The 21,015-nt window shown below is 77.9% G+C and carries 22 protein-coding genes and 2 pseudogenes; 9 read left to right on the top strand and 15 right to left on the bottom strand.

Annotated features, from left to right (window positions below; all coding sequences use genetic code 11):
• The 5 genes and pseudogenes from ACRYR7_RS02040 to ACRYR7_RS02020 all read right to left on the bottom strand — a co-directional run.
• Window positions 1-205: pseudogene (locus ACRYR7_RS02040) on the bottom strand (hypothetical protein); the annotation flags it as partial.
• A 110-nt stretch (window positions 206-315) separates the two neighbouring features.
• Complete coding sequence (locus ACRYR7_RS02035; protein WP_432570393.1) at window positions 316-777, bottom strand: ATP-binding protein; 462 nt, start codon at window positions 775-777, stop codon at window positions 316-318.
• Between the two features lie 138 nt (window positions 778-915).
• Entirely contained in the window at window positions 916-2,232 is a 1,317-nt protein-coding gene (locus ACRYR7_RS02030; protein WP_432570392.1) for an HRDC domain-containing protein, read from the bottom strand.
• A gap of 195 nt (window positions 2,233-2,427) precedes the next feature.
• Entirely contained in the window at window positions 2,428-3,030 is a 603-nt protein-coding gene (locus ACRYR7_RS02025) for a response regulator transcription factor (protein ID WP_432570391.1), read from the bottom strand.
• Between the two features lie 185 nt (window positions 3,031-3,215).
• Window positions 3,216-3,842, bottom strand: a complete 627-nt coding sequence (locus tag ACRYR7_RS02020; RefSeq protein ID WP_432570390.1) for a DUF3000 domain-containing protein — start codon at window positions 3,840-3,842, stop codon at window positions 3,216-3,218.
• 82 nt (window positions 3,843-3,924) lie between these two features.
• Between ACRYR7_RS02020 and hemE the strand changes: the two genes are divergently transcribed.
• From hemE to hemQ, 3 genes are read left to right on the top strand one after another with little or no spacing between them, the layout of a single operon-like run.
• Window positions 3,925-5,076: a uroporphyrinogen decarboxylase gene (gene hemE / locus ACRYR7_RS02015; RefSeq protein ID WP_432570389.1), complete on the top strand. Its 1,152-nt coding sequence runs from the start codon at window positions 3,925-3,927 to the stop codon at window positions 5,074-5,076.
• Window positions 5,073-6,539, top strand: a complete 1,467-nt coding sequence (hemG, locus tag ACRYR7_RS02010) for a protoporphyrinogen oxidase (protein WP_432570388.1) — start codon at window positions 5,073-5,075, stop codon at window positions 6,537-6,539. The genes hemE and hemG overlap by 4 nt, the downstream gene beginning before the upstream one ends.
• Before the next feature lie 56 nt (window positions 6,540-6,595).
• On the top strand, window positions 6,596-7,324 hold the full coding sequence (gene hemQ, locus ACRYR7_RS02005) for a hydrogen peroxide-dependent heme synthase (RefSeq protein WP_432570387.1): 729 nt from the start codon (window positions 6,596-6,598) through the stop codon (window positions 7,322-7,324).
• Window positions 7,325-7,448: 124 nt separating this feature from the next.
• Here the strand turns inward: hemQ and ACRYR7_RS02000 are convergent, their stop codons facing one another.
• Genes ACRYR7_RS02000 through ACRYR7_RS01985 form a run of 4 tightly spaced genes read right to left on the bottom strand, consistent with a single transcriptional unit; the run spans window position 7,449 to window position 9,517 of the window.
• Window positions 7,449-7,823, bottom strand: a complete 375-nt coding sequence (locus tag ACRYR7_RS02000) for a hypothetical protein (RefSeq protein WP_432570386.1) — start codon at window positions 7,821-7,823, stop codon at window positions 7,449-7,451.
• 43 nt (window positions 7,824-7,866) lie between these two features.
• Complete coding sequence (locus ACRYR7_RS01995; RefSeq protein ID WP_432570385.1) at window positions 7,867-8,430, bottom strand: HNH endonuclease; 564 nt, start codon at window positions 8,428-8,430, stop codon at window positions 7,867-7,869.
• Window positions 8,431-8,478: 48 nt separating this feature from the next.
• Window positions 8,479-8,916 carry a peptide-methionine (R)-S-oxide reductase MsrB gene (gene msrB / locus ACRYR7_RS01990; RefSeq protein ID WP_432570384.1) on the bottom strand — a complete coding sequence of 146 codons (438 nt, stop codon included), beginning with the start codon at window positions 8,914-8,916 and terminating at the stop codon, window positions 8,479-8,481.
• A 37-nt stretch (window positions 8,917-8,953) separates the two neighbouring features.
• Window positions 8,954-9,517, bottom strand: coding sequence for a hypothetical protein (locus tag ACRYR7_RS01985; RefSeq protein WP_432570383.1), 564 nt, complete (start codon window positions 9,515-9,517; stop codon window positions 8,954-8,956).
• Window positions 9,518-9,577: 60 nt separating this feature from the next.
• On the opposite strand from ACRYR7_RS01985, the gene ACRYR7_RS01980 reads away from it, so the two are divergent.
• From ACRYR7_RS01980 to ACRYR7_RS01960, 5 genes are all read left to right on the top strand, one after another.
• Window positions 9,578-9,994, top strand: coding sequence for a DoxX family protein (locus ACRYR7_RS01980; RefSeq protein WP_432570382.1), 417 nt, complete (start codon window positions 9,578-9,580; stop codon window positions 9,992-9,994).
• Entirely contained in the window at window positions 9,991-11,244 is a 1,254-nt protein-coding gene (locus ACRYR7_RS01975; protein ID WP_432570381.1) for an alpha/beta hydrolase family protein, read from the top strand. Before ACRYR7_RS01980 ends, ACRYR7_RS01975 begins: the two co-directional genes overlap by 4 nt.
• Window positions 11,241-12,245, top strand: a complete 1,005-nt coding sequence (locus ACRYR7_RS01970) for a zinc-dependent alcohol dehydrogenase (protein ID WP_432570380.1) — start codon at window positions 11,241-11,243, stop codon at window positions 12,243-12,245. The genes ACRYR7_RS01975 and ACRYR7_RS01970 overlap by 4 nt, the downstream gene beginning before the upstream one ends.
• A gap of 179 nt (window positions 12,246-12,424) precedes the next feature.
• Window positions 12,425-13,510 (top strand): AAA family ATPase, encoded by a 1,086-nt coding sequence (locus ACRYR7_RS01965; protein ID WP_432570379.1) that lies wholly within the window; start codon window positions 12,425-12,427, stop codon window positions 13,508-13,510.
• A gap of 104 nt (window positions 13,511-13,614) precedes the next feature.
• On the top strand, window positions 13,615-13,959 hold the full coding sequence (locus ACRYR7_RS01960) for a hypothetical protein (protein ID WP_432570400.1): 345 nt from the start codon (window positions 13,615-13,617) through the stop codon (window positions 13,957-13,959).
• Between the two features lie 10 nt (window positions 13,960-13,969).
• Here ACRYR7_RS01960 and ribA read toward each other — a convergent pair.
• The 3 genes and pseudogenes from ribA to ACRYR7_RS01945 form a co-directional block, all read right to left on the bottom strand.
• A pseudogene (gene ribA, locus ACRYR7_RS01955) lies at window positions 13,970-14,560 on the bottom strand (GTP cyclohydrolase II); the annotation flags it as partial.
• Window positions 14,561-14,730: 170 nt separating this feature from the next.
• A complete protein-coding gene (locus ACRYR7_RS01950; RefSeq protein ID WP_432570399.1) occupies window positions 14,731-15,147 on the bottom strand; it encodes a SufE family protein in 417 nt (138 codons plus the stop codon).
• 50 nt (window positions 15,148-15,197) lie between these two features.
• Complete coding sequence (locus ACRYR7_RS01945; protein WP_432570378.1) at window positions 15,198-16,103, bottom strand: sulfurtransferase; 906 nt, start codon at window positions 16,101-16,103, stop codon at window positions 15,198-15,200.
• A gap of 185 nt (window positions 16,104-16,288) precedes the next feature.
• Between ACRYR7_RS01945 and zapE the strand changes: the two genes are divergently transcribed.
• Window positions 16,289-17,392 carry a cell division protein ZapE gene (gene zapE / locus ACRYR7_RS01940; protein ID WP_432570377.1) on the top strand — a complete coding sequence of 368 codons (1,104 nt, stop codon included), beginning with the start codon at window positions 16,289-16,291 and terminating at the stop codon, window positions 17,390-17,392.
• On the opposite strand, the gene ACRYR7_RS01935 is transcribed toward zapE, so the two are convergent.
• The 3 genes from ACRYR7_RS01935 to treZ all read right to left on the bottom strand — a co-directional run bounded on the left by ACRYR7_RS01935 (window position 17,389) and on the right by treZ (window position 20,965).
• Entirely contained in the window at window positions 17,389-18,489 is a 1,101-nt protein-coding gene (locus tag ACRYR7_RS01935; RefSeq protein WP_432570376.1) for a HoxN/HupN/NixA family nickel/cobalt transporter, read from the bottom strand. The two genes, zapE and ACRYR7_RS01935, sit on opposite strands and share 4 nt — an antisense overlap.
• Window positions 18,490-18,557: 68 nt before the next feature.
• Window positions 18,558-19,214: an NUDIX hydrolase N-terminal domain-containing protein gene (locus ACRYR7_RS01930; RefSeq protein ID WP_432570375.1), complete on the bottom strand. Its 657-nt coding sequence runs from the start codon at window positions 19,212-19,214 to the stop codon at window positions 18,558-18,560.
• Window positions 19,211-20,965 (bottom strand): malto-oligosyltrehalose trehalohydrolase, encoded by a 1,755-nt coding sequence (gene treZ, locus ACRYR7_RS01925; protein ID WP_432570374.1) that lies wholly within the window; start codon window positions 20,963-20,965, stop codon window positions 19,211-19,213. The genes ACRYR7_RS01930 and treZ overlap by 4 nt, the downstream gene beginning before the upstream one ends.
• Window positions 20,966-21,015 lie beyond the last annotated feature (50 nt).

Raw genomic sequence — 21,015 nt, 5'->3', positions numbered from 1 at the left:
CCGGGCCCGCCGGCGCGGGCGGGGCGGTGGCGCTCGCGGGCACGGGACCGGCGGCCCGCGCCACCTCGCCCCACGGCAGCGGGGCGCAGCCGGGCAGGTGCACCGCGGCGTCGTCGGGGTCCACGTCCAGGTCGTCCAGCACGCTCGCGGCCAGCACGCAGCGCCGCAGGAACGCCCGGTCGGGGGACGGCTGGTCGTGGCTCACGGCAGCGACCGTAGGCGACGGCGCCGCCCGCTCCCCGCCGCGCCGGGCGCCGCTGGGCCGAACGGGTCAGCGCCCGCCTCCCGGCGGGCGCGGCCCCTCACCCTGCGCGCTCAGCAGGTCGCCAGGTGGAACCACACGGTCTTGCCGAGCGGGACGCCCGTCCCCGTGCCGTCCTCGTCCGGCTGCGGCCAGCTCAGCGGGGTCCCCGCCGCGTCCGGCGCCGGCGCGGCCGGGTCCGGGTTCTGGCTGCGGTAGACGCCCCACGCCGTCGACAGGGCGTCCACCAGGGCGATGCCGCGCCCCTCCGTGGCCCCGGGCTGCTGGGTGCGCAGCGCCGGCACCCGCGCGTCGCCGTCGGAGATGCCCACGACGATGCCCTCCTCGTCGTGGGTGAGGCTCAGCACCACCGGCCCGCTGCCGTGCTCGAGGGCGTTGGAGACCAGCTCGCTGGTCAGCAGCTCCGCGATCCAGCGCCTGGCCTCGGGCAGGTGCTCGCTGGGGCACTGCTCGCACACCCAGTGCCTCGCCATGGCCGCGGCCGAGAGCTGCTCGTCCAGCGTGAGGCGTTCCACCGCCCACCTCCACCCGCGTCGACACCGGCGCGCCGTCGCCACCGTGCCCGACAGGTTGGCGCAGCCGGGCGGCGGCGGCAAGACGAGCGTGTCGGTGCGTGAGACGGCCGCGGGGGCGGTGCGCCGGTGCCGGCGGGGTCAGGCGCCGTCCGCGACGGCTCCCTCGGCGCTCTCCCCGGCCTCGTCCCCGCCCTCGTCCCCGGCGCCGCGCTCCGGCTCCGGCGCGCGGGCCGAGGCCATCGCCGCGGCCACCTCGCGCGCGACCAGCCGCACCTGCCACTCGCGCGCCCCGCGCGCGCGCAGCGCCTGCGCCACCGCCGCCTCGTCCAGCGGCCGCGGCGGCTGCCACGCCAGGCGCCGCAGCGCGTCCGGCTGCAGCAGGTTCTCCACCGGCACCCCGTGGCGCTCGGCGATCGCGGTGACCGCCGCGCGCGCCGCGGTCAGCCGCGCGGCCGCCTCGGGGTGCTTGGCCGCCCACGCCCGCGGCGGCGGGGGACCCTCGCCGCGCGCCGCGTGCTGCGGCAGCTCCGCCTCGGGCAGCGCCAGGGCGTGCGCCACGGCCCCCGCCCACAGCTCCAGCCGGCTGCGGGCGGCGCGGCCGGTGAAGCCCTGCGCGGCCGCCAGCGCCTGCGGGGTGCGCGGCAGCGCCCGCGCGGCCGCGACGATCGCGGAGTCCGGCAGCAGCCGGCCGGGGGAGGTGTCGCGCCGGCGCGCCTCGGCGTCGCGGGCCAGCCACAGCTCGCGCACCACCGCGAGCTGTCGGCGCGAGCGCACCGCGTGCAGGCCCGAGGTGCGCCGCCACGGCTCCGCCGGCGGCACCGGCGGTGCGGCGGCGGCGATCGCGGCGAACTCCTCGCGCGCCCACTCCAGCTTGCCCTGCTGCTCCAGCCGCTGCGCCAGCGCGTCGCGGACCTCGACGAGGACCTCCACGTCCAGCGCCGCGTACGTCAGCCACGGCTCGGGCAGCGGGCGGGTGGACCAGTCCACCGCCGAGTGCTCCTTGGCCAGGCGCAGCCCCAGCAGCTCCTCCACCACCGCGCCCAGCCCCACGCGCGGCAGGCCCGCCAGGCGCGAGCCCAGCTCGGTGTCGAACAGGGTGGTGGGCCGCATCCCCAGCTCCGCCAGGCACGGCAGGTCCTGGCTGGCGGCGTGCAGCACCCACTCCGCGCCCGACAGCGCCTCGCCCAGGGCGGACAGGTCCGGCAGGCCGGTGGGGTCGATCAGGGCCGTGCCCGCGCCGGCGCGGCGCAGCTGCACGAGGAAGGCGCGCTGGCCGTAGCGGTACCCCGAGGCCCGCTCGGCGTCCACGGCCACCGGGCCGGTGCCGGCGGCCATCGCCTCCACCACGCGCGCCAGGCCCGCCTCGTCGGTCACGACCGGCGGCAGGCCCTGCGCGGGGGCGTCGAGCAGCGGCAGTGTCGCTGCGGGCGCCTCCGGGGACGCGGTGTCGTCCACGTCCGGAGCCGCCGGCGGCTGACCCTCTCGCTGTCCCCTCCCGACCGGCACGGGCCCCACCGTACGTGCCGCGGCTCGCCGCGGGTGCGGTGGGGCGCCGCGCGGACCGCCCGGCGGGGGCGGCGCGAGCACCCGCGCCCGCCGCCGCGCCCGCCGGGGCCGTCAGCGCGACGTCACCGGACCGTCACCGGAGCATCACTGGATCACGCCGGCGCGCAGCGTGATGGCCACCATCTCGGCGCGGTCGCCCGTGCCCAGCTTGCGGGCGATGCGCGCCAGGTGGCTCTTCACCGTCAGCGCCGACAGGCCCAGCAGCGCGCCGGTGTCCTTGTTCGAGCGGCCGTCGGCGACGTGCTGGAGCACCTCGACCTCGCGCTCGGACAGGCTGTCCACGCCCGAGTCGCCGGCGCGGCCCTCGAACCCGGTGCCCTCCGGGCGGGTGGTCACCAGGTAGCAGCGCACCCCGGCGGCCACCGCGCCGCGCACCGCGAACGGGTCCGCGCTGCTGGACAGCACCACGCAGCGGTTCCAGCCGGCCGCGCGCAGCTCGGAGACGAGCTGGGCGCCGGAGCCGTCCGGCAGGCCGGCGTCGGCGATGAACAGGGCGCGCGGGCCCGTGCGGGCCATGGCGCGCGCCTGGGCCACGCTGCCGGCGTGCTCGACGTTCACCGCGCCCAGCATGCGCAGGGTGCGGGTCACGGACTCCCGCACGGCCGGGTCCGCGACCGCCACGAGGGCGGCGAAGCGGCCGAGTCGTGACGGGACGGCCATCCCGGGGCGTTCGACGAGCGCAGTCACCGTCGTCCTCCAACAGGCACTGGGCGCCCGCCTCCTGCGGCACGCCTCACTGAGGAGGTGATCGGCCCGCGGGCGCCCCGACTTGACCTCCGGGGCGCAGCGGTCCCGCGCGGGTCGGGCGGCGGTCCGGCGCGGCCGCGGCGCCGGTCCGGCGCGGCTCCGGTCCGGGCACCGCGCGGCGCGCCTCAGCGCTGCGGGTGCGGCAGGGCGCTGACGCCCTCCGGCAGCGGCGGCAGCCCCGCCACCGAGCACAGCAGCACCGACCACGCCAGCAGGTGGGCGCCCACGTCGAACGGGGCCCCCGCCGCGTCCGGCTCCCGCCCGCCGGCGGGCAGCGGCGTCCAGGAGGCGCGCACCTCCACGTCCACCGACGGCGGCCGGTCCGCCAGCGCCCCGTACCCCTCCGAGAGCACCCGGGTGACCGTGCCGCCCACCCCCGCGGCCAGCGCGCCGTGCTCGCCCAGCGCGTCCTCCAGCCAGCTCCAGCCCACCTGGCCCAGCATCGGGTCCGCGCCCAGCTCCGCCTCCAGGTCCGCGCGCACGTACGTCACCACCCGGAACGTGCCGCCCCACTCCGGGGGCGCGGCGGGGTCGTGCAGCAGGATGAAGCGCCCCGTGGCCAGCTCCTCGCCGTCGGCGAGCACGTCCCCGGCCAGCGCCACGGCGTGCGGGGCGATGCGCGCCGGGGCCGGCACCTCGGTCAGCGCCACGTCCGGGCGCAGGCGCACCGCGCGCAGCGCGCGCACGGCCCGCTCGAACGCGTCGGGCGGCGTGCCGTCGCGGGCTCCGCCGGGCACTCGGGAGAGCGTCACGCCTCGGGAGACTAGGGACGCCGGAGCCGGCGGCGGCGGCGGCGCGCCGTGGGTCCCGGGGGCACCGTGGGACGATCGGGCCGTGCCTGGACCCGCCGACGCCCCCACCGCCCCCGCGCCCGACGCCACCGCCGCGGACGCCGGCCCCCTGCGCGACGCGCCGTACCTGCGGGTCGCGCGCGGCGACGCGGGCCGCGGGCTGCGCCCCTCGCGCACGCCGGTGTGGTTCATGCGCCAGGCCGGCCGCTCCCTGCCGGAGTACCGCGCCGCGCGCGAGGGCACCACCATGCTGGAGTCCTGCCGGCGCCCTGAGCTCGTCGCCGAGATCACCCTGCAGCCGGTGCGCCGCTACGACGTGGACGCGGCGATCTTCTACTCCGACATCGTCGTGCCCCTGGAGGCCGCCGGCGTCGGGGTGGAGATCGTGCCCGGCACCGGGCCCGTCATCGCCGAGCCGATCCGCACCCGCGCCGACCTCGAGCGCGTGCCGGAGCTGACCCCGGAGCGCCTGCAGCACGTCACCGACGCGGTGCGCCTGACCGTGGAGCAGCTGCGCGCCACCGGCACGCCCCTCATCGGCTTCGCCGGCGCGCCGTTCACCCTGGCCAGCTACCTCGTCGAGGGCGGTCCCTCCCGCGACCTGCTGCGCACCAAGGCCCTCATGCACGCCGACCCGCAGCTGTGGCACGACCTCGCCGCGCGCCTGGCGCGGATCACCGGGGCGTTCCTGCGCGCGCAGGTCCTCGCCGGCGCCTCCGCGGTGCAGCTGTTCGACTCCTGGGTCGGCTCGCTGCCCCTGGCCGACTACGAGCGCCACGTCGCCGAGCACTCCGCCGCGGCCCTGCACGCGGTCGCCGACCTCGGCGTGCCGCGCACCCACTTCGGCACCGGCACCGGCGAGCTGCTGGGCGCCATGGCCGCCGTCGACGGCGGCGTCGACGTGCTCGGCGTGGACTTCCGCGTCCCGCTGGACGTCGGGGCCGCGCGCGGGCGCGCCGGCGCCGGGCGGCCCGTGGCCGTGCAGGGCAACCTCGACCCCGCCCTGCTCTTCGCGCCCTGGGACGTGCTGCGCGGCGAGGTGCGCCGCGTCCTGGCCGCCGGCGAGCGCGCCGGCGGCGGGCACGTGTTTAACCTCGGCCACGGCGTGCCGCCCACCGCCGACCCCGGCGTGCTGGCCCGCGTGGTCGAGGAGGTGCACGCCTGGCGCGGCGGCCGGGACGGCACCGCGGAGTGAGCACCCCCGGCACCACGAGCACCCCCGCCGGCACCCCCGCCGGCACCCCCGCCGGCACCCCCGCGGCCCGCGCCCCGCGCGTGGTCGTCGTCGGCGGCGGCGTCAGCGGCCTGGCCGCCGCGCACCGCCTGCTGGCCCGCGGCGCCCGCGTGGAGGTCCTGGAGGCCTCCCCGCGCACCGGCGGCGTCCTGCAGCGCGCCGACGTCGGCGGCGTCCTCGTCGACGTCGGCGCCGAGTCCGTCCTGGCCCGCCGGCCCGAGGCCGTCGACCTCGCCCGCGCCGCCGGCCTGGGCGGGGACGTCGTCCACCCCGCCACCGCCGCCGCCTCCGTCCTGGCCCGCGGCACCGCGCACCGGCTGCCCGCCGGCACCGTCATGGGCGTGCCCGGCTCCGCCGAGCAGGTCGCCGGCCTGCTGGAGCCCGCCGAGGTGGAGCGGGTGCGCGCCGAGGAGGACCTGCCCGCCCCGCCGCTGGAGCACGACGTCGCCGTCGCCGACTACGTCGCCGGCCGCGTCGGGCGCGCCGTCGTCGACCGCCTCGTCGAGCCCCTGCTCGGCGGCGTCTACGCCGGGCGCTCCGACCGGCTCTCGCTGCGCGCCACCGTCCCGGCGCTGTGGGAGCACGCGCGCCGCGGCGGTTCCCTGCTCGCCGCCGTGCGCGCGGCCGCCGCGGCCCGCCCCGCGGCCGGCGGGCCGGTCTTCGCCGGCGTGCGCGGCGGCGTGGCGCGCCTGCCCGAGGCGCTCACCGCGCACCTGAGCGCCCGCGGCGCCACGGTGACCACCGGCGCCCCCGTCACCGCCCTGGAGCGTGCCCCCGGCGGCGCCTGGCGCGTGACCACCCCGGCCGGCACCCGCACCGCCGACGCGGTCGTGCTGGCCGTGCCCGCCCCCGCCGCCGCGGCGCTGCTGCGCACGGCCGTCCCCGCCGCGGCGGCCGAGCTGGCCGCCGTCGAGACCGCCGGCATGGTCATCGCCGCGCTCGCCGTGCCCACCGCCGAGCTGGAGGGGCTCACCGGCTCCGGCCTGCTCGTGCCGCCCGTGGAGGCCGCCGCCGCGGGCCTGCGGGTCAAGGCGCTGACCCTGTCGGCGAACAAGTGGGAGTGGGTCGCCGCGCAGCGCCCCGACGTGCGGGTGCTGCGCGTCTCCTTGGGCCGCGCCGGCGAGCGCGAGGCCCTGGACGCCGACGACGCCGACGTGCGGCGCTGGGCCACCGCCGACGCCTCCCGCCTGCTCGGCCGGGCGCTGCACCCGGTGGACGCCGCGGTGGTGCGCTGGGTCGACGGCCTGCCGCAGTACGCCGTCGGGCACCGCGAGCGCGTCGCGCGCCTGCGCGCGGCCCTGGCCGTCACCGGCGGCGTGGCGCTGGCCGGCTCCGTGCTCGACGGAGTGGGGGTCCCGGCGTGCGTGGCGGCCGGCACCCGCGCCGCCGACGACGCCCTCGCCGGCCTGCCCGCCGCGGGGTGACCCGGCTCACCCGGCCCGGGTCCGGTGCCGGGCGGGCCCGGGTGGACGATGGGGGCATGAGCCAGGAGACCCCGCACGCCGCGGCCGCCGGCGCCGCGCGCACCAGCACCGAGGAGATCAACAACACCATCGCCTACACGATGTGGTCGGTGTTCGCCGTCCGCGACACCCTCGGGGACGCGGACCGCGCGGAGCTGACCGCCGAGGTGCAGGCCCTGCTGGACGAGCTCACCGGCAAGGGCCTGACCGTCCGCGGCCTGTACGACGTGGCGGGCCTGCGCGCCGACGCCGACCTGATGGTGTGGTGGTACGCCGAGACCGTCGAGCTGGTGCAGGAGGCGTACCGCCGGCTGCGCACCACCCGCCTGGGCGCCCACCTGCGCCCGGTGTGGTCGCAGGTCGGCCTGCACCGCCCCGCGGAGTTCAACCGCGGTCACGTGCCCGCGTTCATGGCCGGCGAGCGCGCCCGCGACTACCTGTGCGTGTACCCGTTCGTGCGCTCCTACGAGTGGTACCTGCTGCCGGAGGAGGAGCGCCGCAAGATGCTGCGCGACCACGGCCTGGCCGCCCGCCCCTACGAGGACGTGCGCGCCAACACCGTCTCCGCCTTCGCCCTGGGCGACTACGAGTGGCTGCTGGCCTTCGAGGCCGACGACCTGCACCGCATCGTCGACCTCATGCGCGACCTGCGGAACACCGAGGCCCGCCGCCACGTGCGCGAGGAGGTGCCCTTCTACACCGGCCCGCGCGTGCAGCTGGGCGAGCTGGTCGCCGCCCTGCCCTGACGCCCCCTCGCACCGGGCGCGCGGGCGCCCGGTGCCCGGTGCACGCGCGAGAGCCGCCGTCCCCTGCCGGGGCGGCGGCTCTCGCGCGTCGTGCGGGCGGTGCGCCCGCCGCGGCTGCCGGGCGTCAGAGGCGCTCGGGGTCCTCGCTGTCGGCACCGGCGACGTGGTCGACCGTGCCGAGGTGCCCGGCCCCGCCGGCCTCATCCGGCTCCTCCTGCTTGACGCGCTCGTCGATCGTCTCGTTGTCCGGGTCGACGTCGTCGCTCATGAGCTCCTCGGTGGCGTGGCTCACCTGGCGGCCCGTGTCGTAGGTGTCGTCGTCGCTGTCGCCCAGCAGGGTGTCGGTGCGCAGCGCGCCCAGCTCGTCGCCGTCGTCCGGGTCGCCGTCGATGGAGGTGTCCTCCCGGCGCAGGTCCGGGTCGTCCAGCGGGTCCAGCTGCGGGTCCGACGGCTGCGGGTCGGCGCCCGGCCGGGCGGTGTAGGAGTACGGCTCGCTCATGGCCCCCACTGTGCCCGCGAGCGCCTGCGCGTGCACCTCGCGCTCAGAAGACGTCCTCTCCCGGCCGGAGCTTGAAGAGCTCCTCGACGGCCAGCACGTCTCCACGACTCACGACCTGTTCCCCGTCGAGGAAGCCCACGAGCACGCCGCTCATCCAGTCGCGGTAGTCGATCGCGTTGCGCGCCTGCTTGCTGGAGTTGCAGGAGAAGCACAGGACCTGGGAGTTGAGCCACGTGTGCTCGCCGCCTCGTGACAGGGCGAGGATGTGGTCGTGCGTCAATCGTTCGGCGCTCCCGCACCTGGCGCACTCGGGTCCGTAGAAGTGCAGCAGGGTGATCCAGAAGTCAGGGGGGAGGTTGGCTTCGACACTCGCCTTCAACGCGCGTCGTCGAGCGACGTAGCGCTGTTGGAGCACTTTCTGCCGCTCGGGGTTGTCCCTGCGCCACTGGGCATTGCGCGCGTTCAACCGCTGCTTGTTCGCCTGGTAGTACTGCTTGGCGTACGCAGACCTGCACCCTTTGCAGTAGACGTCGAACTGTCGCCGCTTGTAGTTCTGGTTGAACTCGGTGAGCGGCTTCGACTCTCCACAACGGGTGCAGGTCCTCACCGGAAAATGCTAGTGGTCCGAGTGCTCCTCGTCGCTCGGATCAGGCACTCATGCCTCTGCGCGGGTCGGCCTCAGGGTGAGGCTGATCCCATTGATGCAAAAGCGCTGGTCGGTGGGGGTGGGGAAGCCCTCGCCCTCGAAGACGTGGCCCAGGTGCGAGCCGCAGTTGGCGCAGCGCACCTCGGTGCGCACCATGCCCAGCGAGCGGTCCTCGATCAGCTCCACCGCGTCGGAGTCCTTCGGGTCGTAGAAGGACGGCCAGCCGCAGTGCGAGGCGAACTTCGTGGCGCTGGTGAACAGCTCCGCGCCGCAGGCGCGGCAGGCGTACACGCCCTCGGTGGGGTCGTCCTCGTACTCGCTGGTGAACGGCCGCTCGGTGCCGGCCTGGCGCAGGACCGCGTACTCCTGCGGGGACAGCTCGGCGCGCCACTCCTCGTCGGACTTGGTGACGGCGTACTTCTTCGCGGTCGTCTCCGGGGTGCTCATGCCCCGTCCAACCTCCTCGCGGCGAGCGGTGTTCCGCTCAGCCCAGCCGCATGGTGCCGGCGTACAGGTGCAGCACCGGCACCCCCAGCGCGTCGCGGGCGCGGGAGGCCCAGTCGGTGTGGAAGGTGTCCTCCACGGCGTGCGGGCGGGTGACGACGACGACCTCGCGCGCGTCCGGCTCGGTGCGCAGCAGCTCGCGCACCACCGGCACCGGGTCGTCGCCGCTGGTGCGGCCCTCGGCCCGCAGGCCCAGCGCGCGCAGCGCCGCCAGGGTCTGCTGCAGGGCGGTCTCGGCGTCGGCGCGGGCGCGCTCGGGGTCCGGGCGCCCGGCGCGCGCGGCGGCCAGCGCGTCGCGCAGCTCGCCCAGGCTCAGGTGGTCCAGCACGTCCGCCAGCAGGTTGCGCTCGGTGTCGGCGGGCACGACGACCACGTGGCGCACGTCCTCTCCCTCGTGCAGGGCGGCGACGTTGCCGGCGTCGACCTCGCCGAGGGCCTCCTCGGTGAGGACCACCACGGTCCACGGCCGCTCGCCCCGCCCGCCGGGCTGCTCGGCGGCGCGGGCGGTGGAGGGGTCCTGGGGCGGGACGGTCGGCTCGCTCACGCCCGGCACGCTACCGGGGGCGCCGTCGCACGGCCCGCGCGGCTGCGGCAGGATCGGCGCGTGATCGAGGGGGAGGGTGCGGGGGCGCGGCGGCGCCCGGCGCGCTGGGCGGCGCTGGCGGTGCTGTTCGGCGCGGCCGGGGTGGCGCACTTCCACCGCCCGGCGGGCTTCGACGCGATCGTGCCGCGCTCCCTGCCGGGCCCGCCGCGCGCCTGGACGACCGCCTCCGGCGCGGTGGAGCTGGCCCTGGCCGCCGCCCTGGTGCTGCCGCGCACCCGCCGCGCCGCCGGCGGGGCCGCCGCCGCGTTCCTGCTGGCGGTGTGGCCCGCGAACGGGCGCATGGCGCTGGACGCCTGGCGGGACCGCGGCCGCGGGCGCGCCGGGGCGCTGCGCTGCGCGCTGACCGCCGCCCGGCTGCCGCTGCAGGTGCCGCTGGTGCGGGCGGCGCTGCGGGTGGCGCGCGGGGCGTCGGCGTGAACGGGCGCCGGCGCGCGCTGGTGGGCGCGGCCGCCTCCGGGGTGGCGCTGACCGCCGGGGCCGCCGCCCTCACGGCCGTGGCCGCGGCCTTCGCCCGCGCCGTGGTCACCCCGGCGCGGCACAAGCCCGACGACGTGGAGGTCCTGCAGGTCGGCCCGCGCCGCGTGGTGCTCGGCGCCACCGCGGACACCGTGGTGCCGGGCCGCTACGGGGTGTGGACCGCCGAGGGGCGCGGGCACTTCCGCGTCGGCGCGGTGCTGGAGGTCACCGCCGAGCGCGTCACCCGCGAGCTGCTGGGCGTGGACCGCGGCACCGCGCAGCCGGGCGCGGCCCGCTGGAACCAGTACTACTACGCCGGCACGCCCCGCAGCGCCCTCGGCCTGGACCACGAGGACGTCGTGGTGCGCTCGGAGGTGGGCGACCTGCCGTGCTGGCACGTGCCCCCGCCCGCCGGCGCGGACGGCGGTCCCGACGGTGCCGGCGGCGGCCCCGCGGGCGACGTGTGGGCGGTGCTGGTGCACGGCCGCGGCGCCAGCCGGGAGGAGGCGCTGCGCGCCCTGCCGCTGCTGCACGGCCTGGGGCTGACGTGCCTGGTGCCCGCCTACCGCAACGACCCCGACGGCCCGCCGTCCCCGGCGCGCCGCTACGGCCTGGGCGACACCGAGTGGCGCGACGTGGAGGCCGCCTGCCGGCACGCCCTGGAGAACGGCGCGCGCCGGCTGGTCCTGGTGGGCTGGTCGATGGGCGGGGCGATCGTGCTGCAGCTGGTGGCGCGCTCGGAGCTGGCGGACCGGGTCGCCGCCGTCGTCCTGGACGGTCCCGTCATCGACTGGTACGACGTGCTGGACCACCAGGCCCGCCGCAACCGCGTGCCGGTGCCGCTGGGCCGCTACGGGCTGGGCCTGCTCGGGCACCCGGTGGGCCGGCGCCTGGTGGGGGTCGACGGGCCGGTGGACCTGCGCCGCATGGACTGGGTGCGCCGCGCGGAGGAGCTGCGCCTGCCGCTGCTGCTGCTGCACTCCGACGCCGACGACTACGTGCCCCCGGGCCCCTCGGCGCGGCTGGCGCAGGCGCGCCCGGACCTGGTGACGTTCGTGCGCAGCGGCACGGCGCGGCACACGAAGGAGTGGAACGTGGACCCGCAGGGGTGGGAGGACGCGGTGCGCGATTTCCTGGCCGGCCACCTGGCCGGCCACCTGGCCGGTCACCCGGCCGGTCGCCCGGACGCCGGTGCGGGCGGTGCCGGGTGAGCCGCACCGCCCGCGCGTTCTGGAGCACCGGCCCCGGTGCCGGCGAGCTGCGCGAGGAGCCCCTGCCCGTGCCGGGCGTCTCCGACGTGGAGGTCACCGCGGAGTTCTCCGCGATCAGCCGCGGCACCGAGGCCCTCGTGCTGGCCGGGGCCGTGCCGCCCAGCCAGCACGACGTGATGCGCGCGCCGTACCAGTCCGGGGAGTTCCCCTTCCCCGTGAAGTACGGGTACCTGTCGGTGGGCACCGTCACCGCCGCGGGCGGGCGGGTGCCGGAGCTGCTGGGGCGGCGGGTGTTCTGCCCGCACCCGCACCAGGACCGCTACGTCGTGCCCGCCTCGGCGGTGCTGGCGGTGCCCGCCGCGGTGCCGGCGCCGCGCGCGGTGCTGGCCGGGATGATGGAGACCGCGGTCAACGGTGTGTGGGACGCGCAGGTCGGCGTCGGCGACCGCGTCAGCGTCGTGGGCGCCGGCGTGCTGGGGATGCTCGTGGCGGCCCTGGCCTCCCGGGTGCCCGGCACCGACGTCGAGCTCGTGGAGGTGCGCGCCGACCGCGCCCGCGTCGCCGCCGCGATGGGGGCGCGGCTGGCGGCCCCCGACGACGCGCGCCGCGGGCGCGACGTCGTCCTGCACACCAGCGGCACCGGGGCGGGGCTGTCCACGGGCCTGGCGCTGCTGGGCGACGAGGGCGTGCTCACCGAGCTGAGCTGGTACGGCGACCGGCCCGTCGAGGTGCACCTGGGGGAGGGCTTCCACTCCCGGCGCCTGGCGGTGCGGGCCAGCCAGGTCGGGCGCGTGCCGCCGTCGCGGGCGCCGCGCTGGACGCCGCGCCGACGCCTGGCGCTGGCGATGCAGCTGCTCGACGACGCCGCCTTCGACGTGCTGCTGGACGGGGAGAGCGCCTTCGAGGACGCCGCGGACGTCGTCCCGGCCGTCGCCGGGCCCGGCGGGGCGGCCCTGTGCCACCGGCTGCGCTACGCCGCGGCCGACGCCCCCGCGAGCTGAGCGGCCCCCGCGCGCAGCCCGGCGCGCCCGGTGCGGGCGCGGGTGCCGCCACGGGCGCCGGGCAGCACGATGGGCGGGTGCAGCCGCCGGCCGTCCCCGGGTGCGGGTGCCGCACCTGCGCCGGGCGCCGCCGCGCGGGCGCGTCCGGGGGCTGCGCCGGGGGCTGCGCCGGGGGCGCGGTGGTCCTGGTCCTGGTGGGGGCCGCGGGCAGCGGCAAGACGACGCTGCGCCGGCGGCTGCTTGCCGCGGTGCCCGCGCTGCCCGTCGTGAGCCTGGACGACCTGCGCCGCGAGCTGCGCGCCGCCGACGCCGCCGCGCACCGGCCCGTGCGCGGGCTGCAGGCGTACTCGCCGGCCGCGGTGCGCCGGGCGCAGCGCCGCTGCCAGGCGCTGGCGGGCCTGGGCGCCGGCTACCTGGCCGACGCCACCCACCTGCGCCGCGCCGAGCGCACCGGGCACCTGCGCGCCGCGGCCGCCGCGCACCTGCCCGCCGAGGCGGTGCTGCTGCCGGACCTGCCGCTGGCGGAGCTGCTGCGCCGCGACGCGGCACGGCCGGCGGACGAGCGGGTGCCCGCGGACGTGCTGGCCCGCCACGCCCACCGGCGCTCGCTGCTGTCGGCGCCGGCGCTGCTCGCCGACGGCTTCGCGGTGGTGCACGAGCTGCCGACCCGGCCGCGGTGCACGAGCATGGCGGGCGGGTGCAGCCGGTCGCCCGGGACGGCACGGGACGGGGACGGCGGGACGGACGTGGAGCGAGCGGTGGGGACGGGCGCGGGGCGGTCGAGGGGCGCGGTGCTGCTGTCGGCGGCCGGGCGCGGGGCGCTGGCCGGGCTGGCGGGGGTGGCCGCGATGACGGCCGGGGAGAAGGTGGAGCAGGCGCTGACGCACCGGCCGGACTCGTACGTGCCCGGGCGGGCGCTGCTGGGCCTGCTGGGGCGCCGGGCCGGGGACGGCGAGCGGCCGCTGCTGGCCAACCACGCCATGCACTGGGGCACCGGCGCGACGCTGGGCGCGCTGCGCGGGGTGTGGTCGGCACTGGGGATGCGCGGCCCGCGCGCTCACCTGGCGCACACCGCGGTGCGGCTGTCCTTCGACCAGACCGCGGAGAACGTCTCCGGGGCCGGTGCGCCGCCGCACACGTGGCCGGTGCGCGAGCAGGTCGTCGACGTGGCGCACAAGGCGGTGTACTCGCTGGTGACCGGGCTGGTCGCCGACCGCGTCGTGGCCCCGGCGCTGGTGTCGCGGCGCGGCACCGGCAGCCGCTGAGGGGCGGCGTGGACCGGCGGCGGGAGGACGCGGGGGCCGCCGGACCGGGCACGGGCACGGGGCCGGGCGGCGGGCCGCAGGACGAGCCGGGTGCCGGGCCGCCGGTGACGCCGGACGGTCGCTACCTGGTGGTGCGCGGGCGGTTGTGGCGCCGCGCGGACCCGGCGCTGGGCGAGGAGCGCCGGGCCGCGCTGGTGGCCGAGCTGATGGCGGCGCGCCGGGCCAAGGGCGCGGCCCTGCGCGCCGGCGACGAGGAGGGGGTGCGCTCGGCCAGGGAGCGCGTGCAGGCCGCCAAGGAGGCCCTGGGCGAGCGCGGGCCGGTGTGGTGGTCCGACGGCGCCCCGGACTTGACCCGCCGGATGGCCCGCACCACCGCCTACGCGGACTGGTTCGCCGCCCTGGGGGAGCCGAGCGGGGCGCAGGAGCCGGGCCGGGCGCAGCGGCGCTGAGCGCGGGCGCTCAGGACACGCCCGGCAGGCGGTGCCCCATCCGGTCGCGCTTGGTGCGCAGGTAGCGCACGTTGTCGGTGGTCTGCGCCACCGGCAGGTCGCGGCGGGCGGTGACCGGCACGCCGTGGGAGCGCAGCGCCTCCACCTTCACGGGGTTGTGCGTCATCAGCTCCACGCTGCGCACGCCGAGGTCGCGCAGCACGGCCGCGGCGCCGGTGTAGTCGCGCGCGTCCACGGGCAGGCCGAGGTCGAGGTTGGCCTCGACGGTGTCGCGGCCGCGCTCCTGCAGGGCGTAGGCGGCGATCTTCTCCGCCAGGCCGATGCCGCGGCCCTCCTGGCCGCGCAGGTACAGCACCACGCCGCGGCCGCGCTCGCGCACCGCGGCCAGCGCGGCGTCGAGCTGCGGGCCGCAGTCGCAGCGCAGCGAGCCCAGCACGTCGCCGGTGAGGCACTCGGAGTGCAGCCGCACCAGCACCTCGCGCCCGTCGCCGAGCTCGCCGGCCACGAGCGCGAGGTGCTCCACCCCGTCGGCCTGGCGGTACGCCACCGCGCGGAACGTGCCGCGCGCGGTGGGCAGGTTCGCCTCGGCGACCCGCACCACCGGCAGCGCCGGGTGCTGCGCCGGCAGTGCGCCGCGCTGCTGCGGGGCGGTGCCCGTGGGGTCCTGGACCTCGGTCACGTGCGTCTCCTCGTGGCGCCCGCGGGCGGGCGGCTCGTCGTCGCCCGCGCGCGGGCGCTCGTCGTCGGGGCGGTGGCCGGCGGGCCGCCCGTTCAGCCCGCCGCGGTGGCCAGCCGGACCTGGCGCTTGACGCGGGCGAGCATGCCGGTCATGCCGCGCATGCGCAGCGGGCTGACCGCCTGCTCCAGGCCCAGGCGCGAGCACACGTCCGGGGGCAGGTCGAGCACCTGCTCGGCGGGCAGGCCCTCCAGGCCCTCGCGCAGCACGCCGGCGAAGCCGCGCGTGGTCGGCGCCTCGGGCGGGGCGGACACGTGCAGGTGCACCGCGGAGGTCTCGTCGACCTCGACGTTGACGAACACCGGCGACTGGCACTCGTCGACGCGCTCCATGAGCTCGGGGTGCCCGGCCAGGTGTTCCGGCAGCGGCGGCAGCCCACGGCTGAACTCCAGCAGCAGCTGCAGGCGCTCGCGCTCGGGCAGCGCCCGGAAGTCCTCGACGATCTCGGCCATGGCCGGCGGCAGGCCGGCGGTGGGGGAGAAGGGGTCCTCGTCCACGGCGCTCACCGGCGCACCGCCGGGGCCTGGCCCTTGTCCGGGCCGGTGGCGATGGGCACGCGCACCGCGTTGCCCCACTCGGTCCAGGAGCCGTCGTAGTTGCGCACCTTCTCGAAGCCGAGCAGGTGCGTCAGCACGAACCAGGTGTGGCTGGAGCGCTCGCCGATGCGGCAGTAGGCGATGACGTCCTCGTCGGGCGACAGGCCCTTCTCCTGCTGGTAGATCGCCTCCAGCTCCGCGCGGGGCTTGAACGTGCCGTCCTCGGCGGCGGCGCGCGCCCACGGCACGCTGTCCGCGCCGGGGATGTGCCCGCCGCGCACGGTGCCCTCCTCGGGGTAGTCGGGCATGTGGGTGCGCTCGCCGGTGTACTCCTGCGGGGAGCGCACGTCGACGAGGCGCCCGCCCAGGTGGGCCAGCACGTCGTCCTTGAAGGCGCGCACCGCGCCGTCCCGGCGCGCCACGACGGGGTAGTCCGCCGGCTCGGGCTCGGGGGCCTCGGTGGTCGTCGGGCGGCCCTCGGCGATCCACTTGGCGCGCCCGCCGTCGAGCAGGCGCACGTCGGGGTGCCCGAAGAGGGTGAACACCCACAGCGCGTAGGCGGCCCACCAGTTGTTCTTGTCGCCGTAGATCACCACGGTGTCCTCGCGCGAGATGCCCTTGCGCGACATCAGCGCCGCGAAGCCCTCGCCGTCGACGTAGTCGCGGGTGACCGGGTCGTTGAGCTCGGTGTGCCAGTCGACCTTCACCGAGCCGGGGACGTGGCCGGTGTCCCACAGCAGCACGTCCTCGTCGCTCTCCACGACCTTCAGGCCCGGTGCGCCGAGGTGCTCGGCCAGCCAGGCGGTCGTGACGAGCTTCTCGGGGTGGGCGTAGGCGGCGAGCTTCTCGTCACCGTCGTGGGGCAGGGCCACTGTCTCGTCCTCCTGGGTGGGGGCGTCCGGCGTCCGCGGGCTCGGGCCCGCTCGACGGGACAACACCGCGCGGCGCGCTCGCGTTCCCCGTCGCGGCGCGATCCTGCCAGACGGCGCGGACACCGCCGCGCCCCGCCGCGGCGGCCCGGCTCGCCCGCCGCGCGCGGCTCACTAGGGTGTCGCGGGTGAGCCGACCCGAGCAGACGCCCGTGCAGGCCGGGCAGCCGCAGCGCCCGGGCGCGGCCTCCCTGGCCGAGCGCGACCCGAGGGTGCCGCCGCAGCAGCTCGTGGCCGAGCTGGTGCCGCCGCCGCGCTTCGCCGACGTGCGCTTCGCCAGCTACGTGCCCGCCCCGGACCAGCCCACCCAGGCCGAGGCGGTGGCGGGCATGAGCGCCTTCGGCGAGCGGGTGCTCGCCGGCGGCGGGGGCCGCGCCGGCGGGCTGGCCGGGCTCTTCAAGCGCCGCAGCGCCCCGCAGGGCGCCCCGGGCATCTACCTCGACGGCGGCTTCGGCGTGGGCAAGACGCACCTGCTGTCCTCGCTGTACCACCAGGTCGTCACCGAGGGGGGCCGCACCGCGGCGTACGGCACGTTCGTGGAGTACACCAACCTCGTCGGCGCGCTGGGCTTCCGGCAGGCCGTGGACGCCCTGGCCCCGCACGACCTGGTGTGCATCGACGAGTTCGAGCTGGACGACCCCGGCGACACGGTGCTGATGTCGCGGCTGATGCGCGAGCTCGTCGACCGCGACGTCAAGCTGGCGGCCACGTCCAACACGCTGCCCGGCGCGCTGGGCGAGGGGCGCTTCGCCGCGCAGGACTTCCAGCGCGAGATCCAGGCCCTGGCCGGGCAGTTCGCCGTGCAGCGCGTCGACGGCGAGGACTACCGCCACCGCGGCCTGCCCGCCGCTCCGGCGCCGCTGGACGACGCCGCCGTCGAGCGCACCGCCGCCGGGAGCCCGGGCGCCACCCTGGACGACTTCGGCGCGGTGCTGGCCCACCTGGCCCGGGTGCACCCCAGCCGCTACGGCGCGATGGTGCGCGACACCGCCGCGGTGTGCCTGCGCGGGGTGAGCACCGTCTCGGACCAGATGGTGGGCCTGCGGCTGGTGGTGCTCGCCGACCGCCTCTACGACCGGGACATCCCCGTCGTGGCCTCCGGCACGCCCTTCGACGCGGTGTTCACCGAGGAGCTGCTGCAGGGCGGCTACCGCAAGAAGTACCTGCGGGCGGTCTCGCGCCTGTCGGCGCTGGCCCGCGACGGCGCGGCCCTGGCCGGCCCGGCGGCCTAGCCGCCGGCGCGCCGGCCGGCGGGTGCGCGCCGCGCCAGGCGCCACCACAGCAGGGCCCCCAGCCACACGAGCACGAACAGCGCGACCACCGCGTAGCCGACGCGCCCGGTGTCCAGCCCGGCCACCCAGCCGGAGAACGCGTCGTGCAGACCCAGCGCGTCGCGGGCGACGGAGACCAGCTGCACGGTGCCCACGCCCAGCGCCACGGCCACCGACACCCCGGTGACCACCGCGTTGTACGCCAGCCGGCGCAGCGGCTCGGCCAGCGCCCAGTCGTAGGCGACGTTGACCAGCGCCCCGTCCAGGGTGTCGAACAGGCTCATCCCGGCGGCGAAGAGCACCGGCAGCACCAGCACGGCGTACCAGGGCAGCGCCACGGCGGCGGTGCCGGCCAGCACCAGCAGCGCCACCTCGGTGGCGGTGTCGAAGCCCAGGCCCATGAGCAGCCCGGCGGGGTAGACCTGCCGCGGGGAGCGGATGCGGGCGGTGAAGCGGCGCAGCAGCCGCGCCAGCGCCCCGTCGACCGCCAGGTGCTGGTGCAGGGCCGCGTCGTCGAGCTGCCCGCGCCGGCGGCGCGCCGCGGTGCGCGCGATGCCGGCCAGCGCGGCGAGGTTGACCAGGCCGATCACCCACAGGAACACCCCGGCGGCGGTGGTGCCGAAGGTGGCCAGCGCGTCGTGCGCGGCGCTGCCCTCGCGCACCAGCCCCGAGGCCGAGCGCACCCCGGCGGCCACGAGCAGCGCCATGGCGAACACGACGCTGGAGTGGCCCAGGGAGAACCAGAAGCCCACCGACAGCGGCCGCTGCCCGTCGGCGGTCAACTTGCGGGTCGTGCCGTCGATGACGGCGATGTGGTCGGCGTCGAAGGCGTGGCGCACCCCGAAGACGTAGGCGGTCAGCCCCAGGCCCCAGCCGAAGACCTGCTCGCCCACGCTGAACCCGCGCGGGACGACGAGCAGGCCCAGCACCCCCCAGCCGACCGCGTGCAGGGCGGCGACGACGCCGAGCAGGCGCAGCAGCCGCCGGGTGTCGCGGCGGTCCCAGCGCCGGCCGGCGGCGCGCGCGGCGGGGGAGGTGCTGGTGGGGGTGGCGGGCACGGGCGGCTCCTCGCTGGCGCGGCGCCGCGGTCGGGCTTGTTGCGAACCGCTGGCGACAGCGGCGGATCCTAGTCCCACTCCGCGGGCAGCGAGGGGTCCCGGTGGTGCGCGAGCACCCGCTCCAGCTCCGCGCGGGTGACGCGCGAGGTCGACAGCGCCGGCAGCTCGTCCAGGCCGAACCAGCCGACCTCCAGCGTCTCCAGGTCCTGCGGGGGCACCGGCTCGCCGACGACCCGGCACAGGAAGAACAGGTGGAAGACCGCCACCGGCAGCGGCGGCTGCTTGCCGCGCACGTCGCGCTCCCACACGGCGACCAGCTTCACGACCTCCACGGGCAGGCCGGTCTCCTCCAGCACCTCCCGCACGGCGGACTCGCCGGGACGGTCGCCGGGGTCCACCCAGCCCCCGGGCAGCGACCACAGCCCGTCGCTGCGCTCGCGCAGCATCAGCAGCCGCTCGCGCTCGTCGACCACGCCGGCGCGCACGTCGACCTTGGGGGTGGCGTAGCCGGCGTCGCGGCCCAGGACCAGGCGCAGCTCCTCCACGGGCGTGGCGGAGACGGTGGCCAGCAGGGACGCGGCCAGCTCGGCGATCTGCCGGTAGCGCGCGGTGTCGTAGTCCTTGGTGGCGTCGCCGACGGAGTACGCCAGGCCGTCCTGGGCCAGGGCGGCGAGCCGCACCGCGGCCCGCCGCACCTCCTCGGCCCGCTGCGGGCCCGCGCTCACGCCACGCGCACGACGGCGACGCCCTCGCCGAGCAGGCGCACGCCCCCGGCCAGCAGCTCCGGCTGCGGGCCGGAGGGGAACGCCGCCAGCACCTCCACCGGCGCGCCGTCGACCTCGACGTCGTCCCCGCCGCCGAGGGAGACCACGACCCGGTGCGCGCCGCGGTGCAGCACCAGCGCCCCGCCGGCCACGTCCACCCGCACCGCGCTCAGGTCGTCGGCGCGCAGGTCCGGCACCTCGCGGCGCAGGCGGATCAGGGTGCGGTACCACTGCAGCACCCGCTCGTGCGGCTCGGCGCCCACCTCGTCCCAGCGCAGCACCGAGCGCTCCTTGGTGGCGGGGTCCTGCGGGTCGGGCACGTCCTCGGCGCTCCAGCCGTGCTCGCCGAACTCCGAGCGGCGGCCCTTGCTGACGGCCTCGCCCAGCTGCGGGTCGGGGAAGGAGGTGAAGAACTGCCAGGGGGTGGAGGCGTTCCACTCCTCGCCCATGAAGAGCATGGGGGTGAACGGGCCCAGCAGGTACAGCGCGGCGCCGGCGGCCAGGCGCGCCTCGCTCAGCAGGTGCCCGATGCGCTCGCCCACGGCGCGGTTGCCGACCTGGTCGTGGGTCTGCAGGTAGCCCAGGAACGCCGTGCCCGGCACCCGCTCCCGGTCCACCCTCCTGCCCCACACCTCGCCGCGGAAGGTGGAGAAGCGCTCGGCGTGGAAGAACGCCTCCTCGAAGGTCGTCTTGAGCACCTCGGGGGAGCCGAAGTCGCCGTAGTAGCCCTGGCGCTCGCCGGTCAGCAGCGCGTGCAGGGCGTGGTGCACGTCGTCGTCCCACTGGGCGGTCATGCCCTGGCCGCCCTCGGCGGTGGCGGTGACCATCGCGGCGTCGTTGAGGTCGGACTCGGCCACCAGCGACAGCGGCCGGCCCAGCTCGGCCGACAGCGCGGCGACCTCGTCGGCGAGCTGCGCCAGGACGTGGGTGGGGGAGTCGTCGACGAGGGCGTGCACGGCGTCCAGGCGCAGCGCGTCGACGTGGAAGTCGCGGAACCAGCGCAGGGCGTTGTCGCAGATCCAGCGGCGCACCTCCACCGAGCCGGTGTCGTCGAGGTTGACCGCCGCGCCCCAGGGGGTGTCGTGCTTGTCGGTGAAGTACGGCCCGAACTCGCCCAGGTAGTTGCCGCTGGGGCCGAGGTGGTTGTAGACGCAGTCCAGGGCGACGGCCAGGCCCTTGCCGTGGCAGGCGTCGACGAAGGCCGCGAAACCCTCCGGGCCGCCGTACTCGTGCTGCACCGCGTAGGGGGCCACGCCGTCGTAGCCCCAGTTCCAGGCCCCGTCCCACGCCGAGACGGGCAGGACCTCCACGACGTCCACGCCGAGGTCGACGAGGTGGTCCAGCCTCTGCGCAGCCGCCGCGAACGTGCCCTCGGGCGTGAAGGTCCCCACGTGCATCTCGTAGAACACCGCGCCGCGCGCCTCGCGGCCGGACCAGCCGGCGTCGCTCCAGGAGAACGCCGAGGGGTCGACCACCGCGCTGGCGGCGTGCACGCCCTCGGGCTGCCAGCCCGAGCGCGGGTCGGGGCGCGCGTCGCCGCCGTCGAGGGAGAACGCGTACCGGGTGCCGTGCCCGGCCCCGTCGACCTCGGCCGTCCACCACCCCTCGCGCGGGGAACCGCTGCGGCGCATCGCGTGCCGCTGCGCGTCACCGCCCGTGCCGACGAGAAGGTCCACCTGCTGCGCCTCGGGCGCCCACACCCCGAACTCCATGGCCCCAACCCTGGCGGACGCGGCGGCCTCCGGCGAGTCGGCGCGACCGC

The sequence above is a fragment of the Kineococcus gurbantunggutensis genome (genome assembly GCF_050871925.1).
Classification (GTDB): Bacteria; Actinomycetota; Actinomycetes; order Actinomycetales; family Kineococcaceae; genus Kineococcus.
This window is presented reverse-complemented; position numbering and strand designations above follow the sequence as displayed.

What these genes read in the sequence shown, in the direction of transcription:
- hemQ (WP_432570387.1), top strand. Translation starts at nt 6,596, where the DNA reads ATGAGCCAGGAGACCCCGCACGCCGCGGCCGCCGGCGCCGCGCGCACC.
- ACRYR7_RS02000 (WP_432570386.1), bottom strand. Translation starts at nt 7,823, where the DNA reads ATGAGCGAGCCGTACTCCTACACCGCCCGGCCGGGCGCCGACCCGCAG.
- msrB (WP_432570384.1), bottom strand. Translation starts at nt 8,916, where the DNA reads ATGAGCACCCCGGAGACGACCGCGAAGAAGTACGCCGTCACCAAGTCC.
- ACRYR7_RS01950 (WP_432570399.1), bottom strand. Translation starts at nt 15,147, where the DNA reads ATGGCCGAGATCGTCGAGGACTTCCGGGCGCTGCCCGAGCGCGAGCGC.
- treZ (WP_432570374.1), bottom strand. Translation starts at nt 20,965, where the DNA reads ATGGAGTTCGGGGTGTGGGCGCCCGAGGCGCAGCAGGTGGACCTTCTC.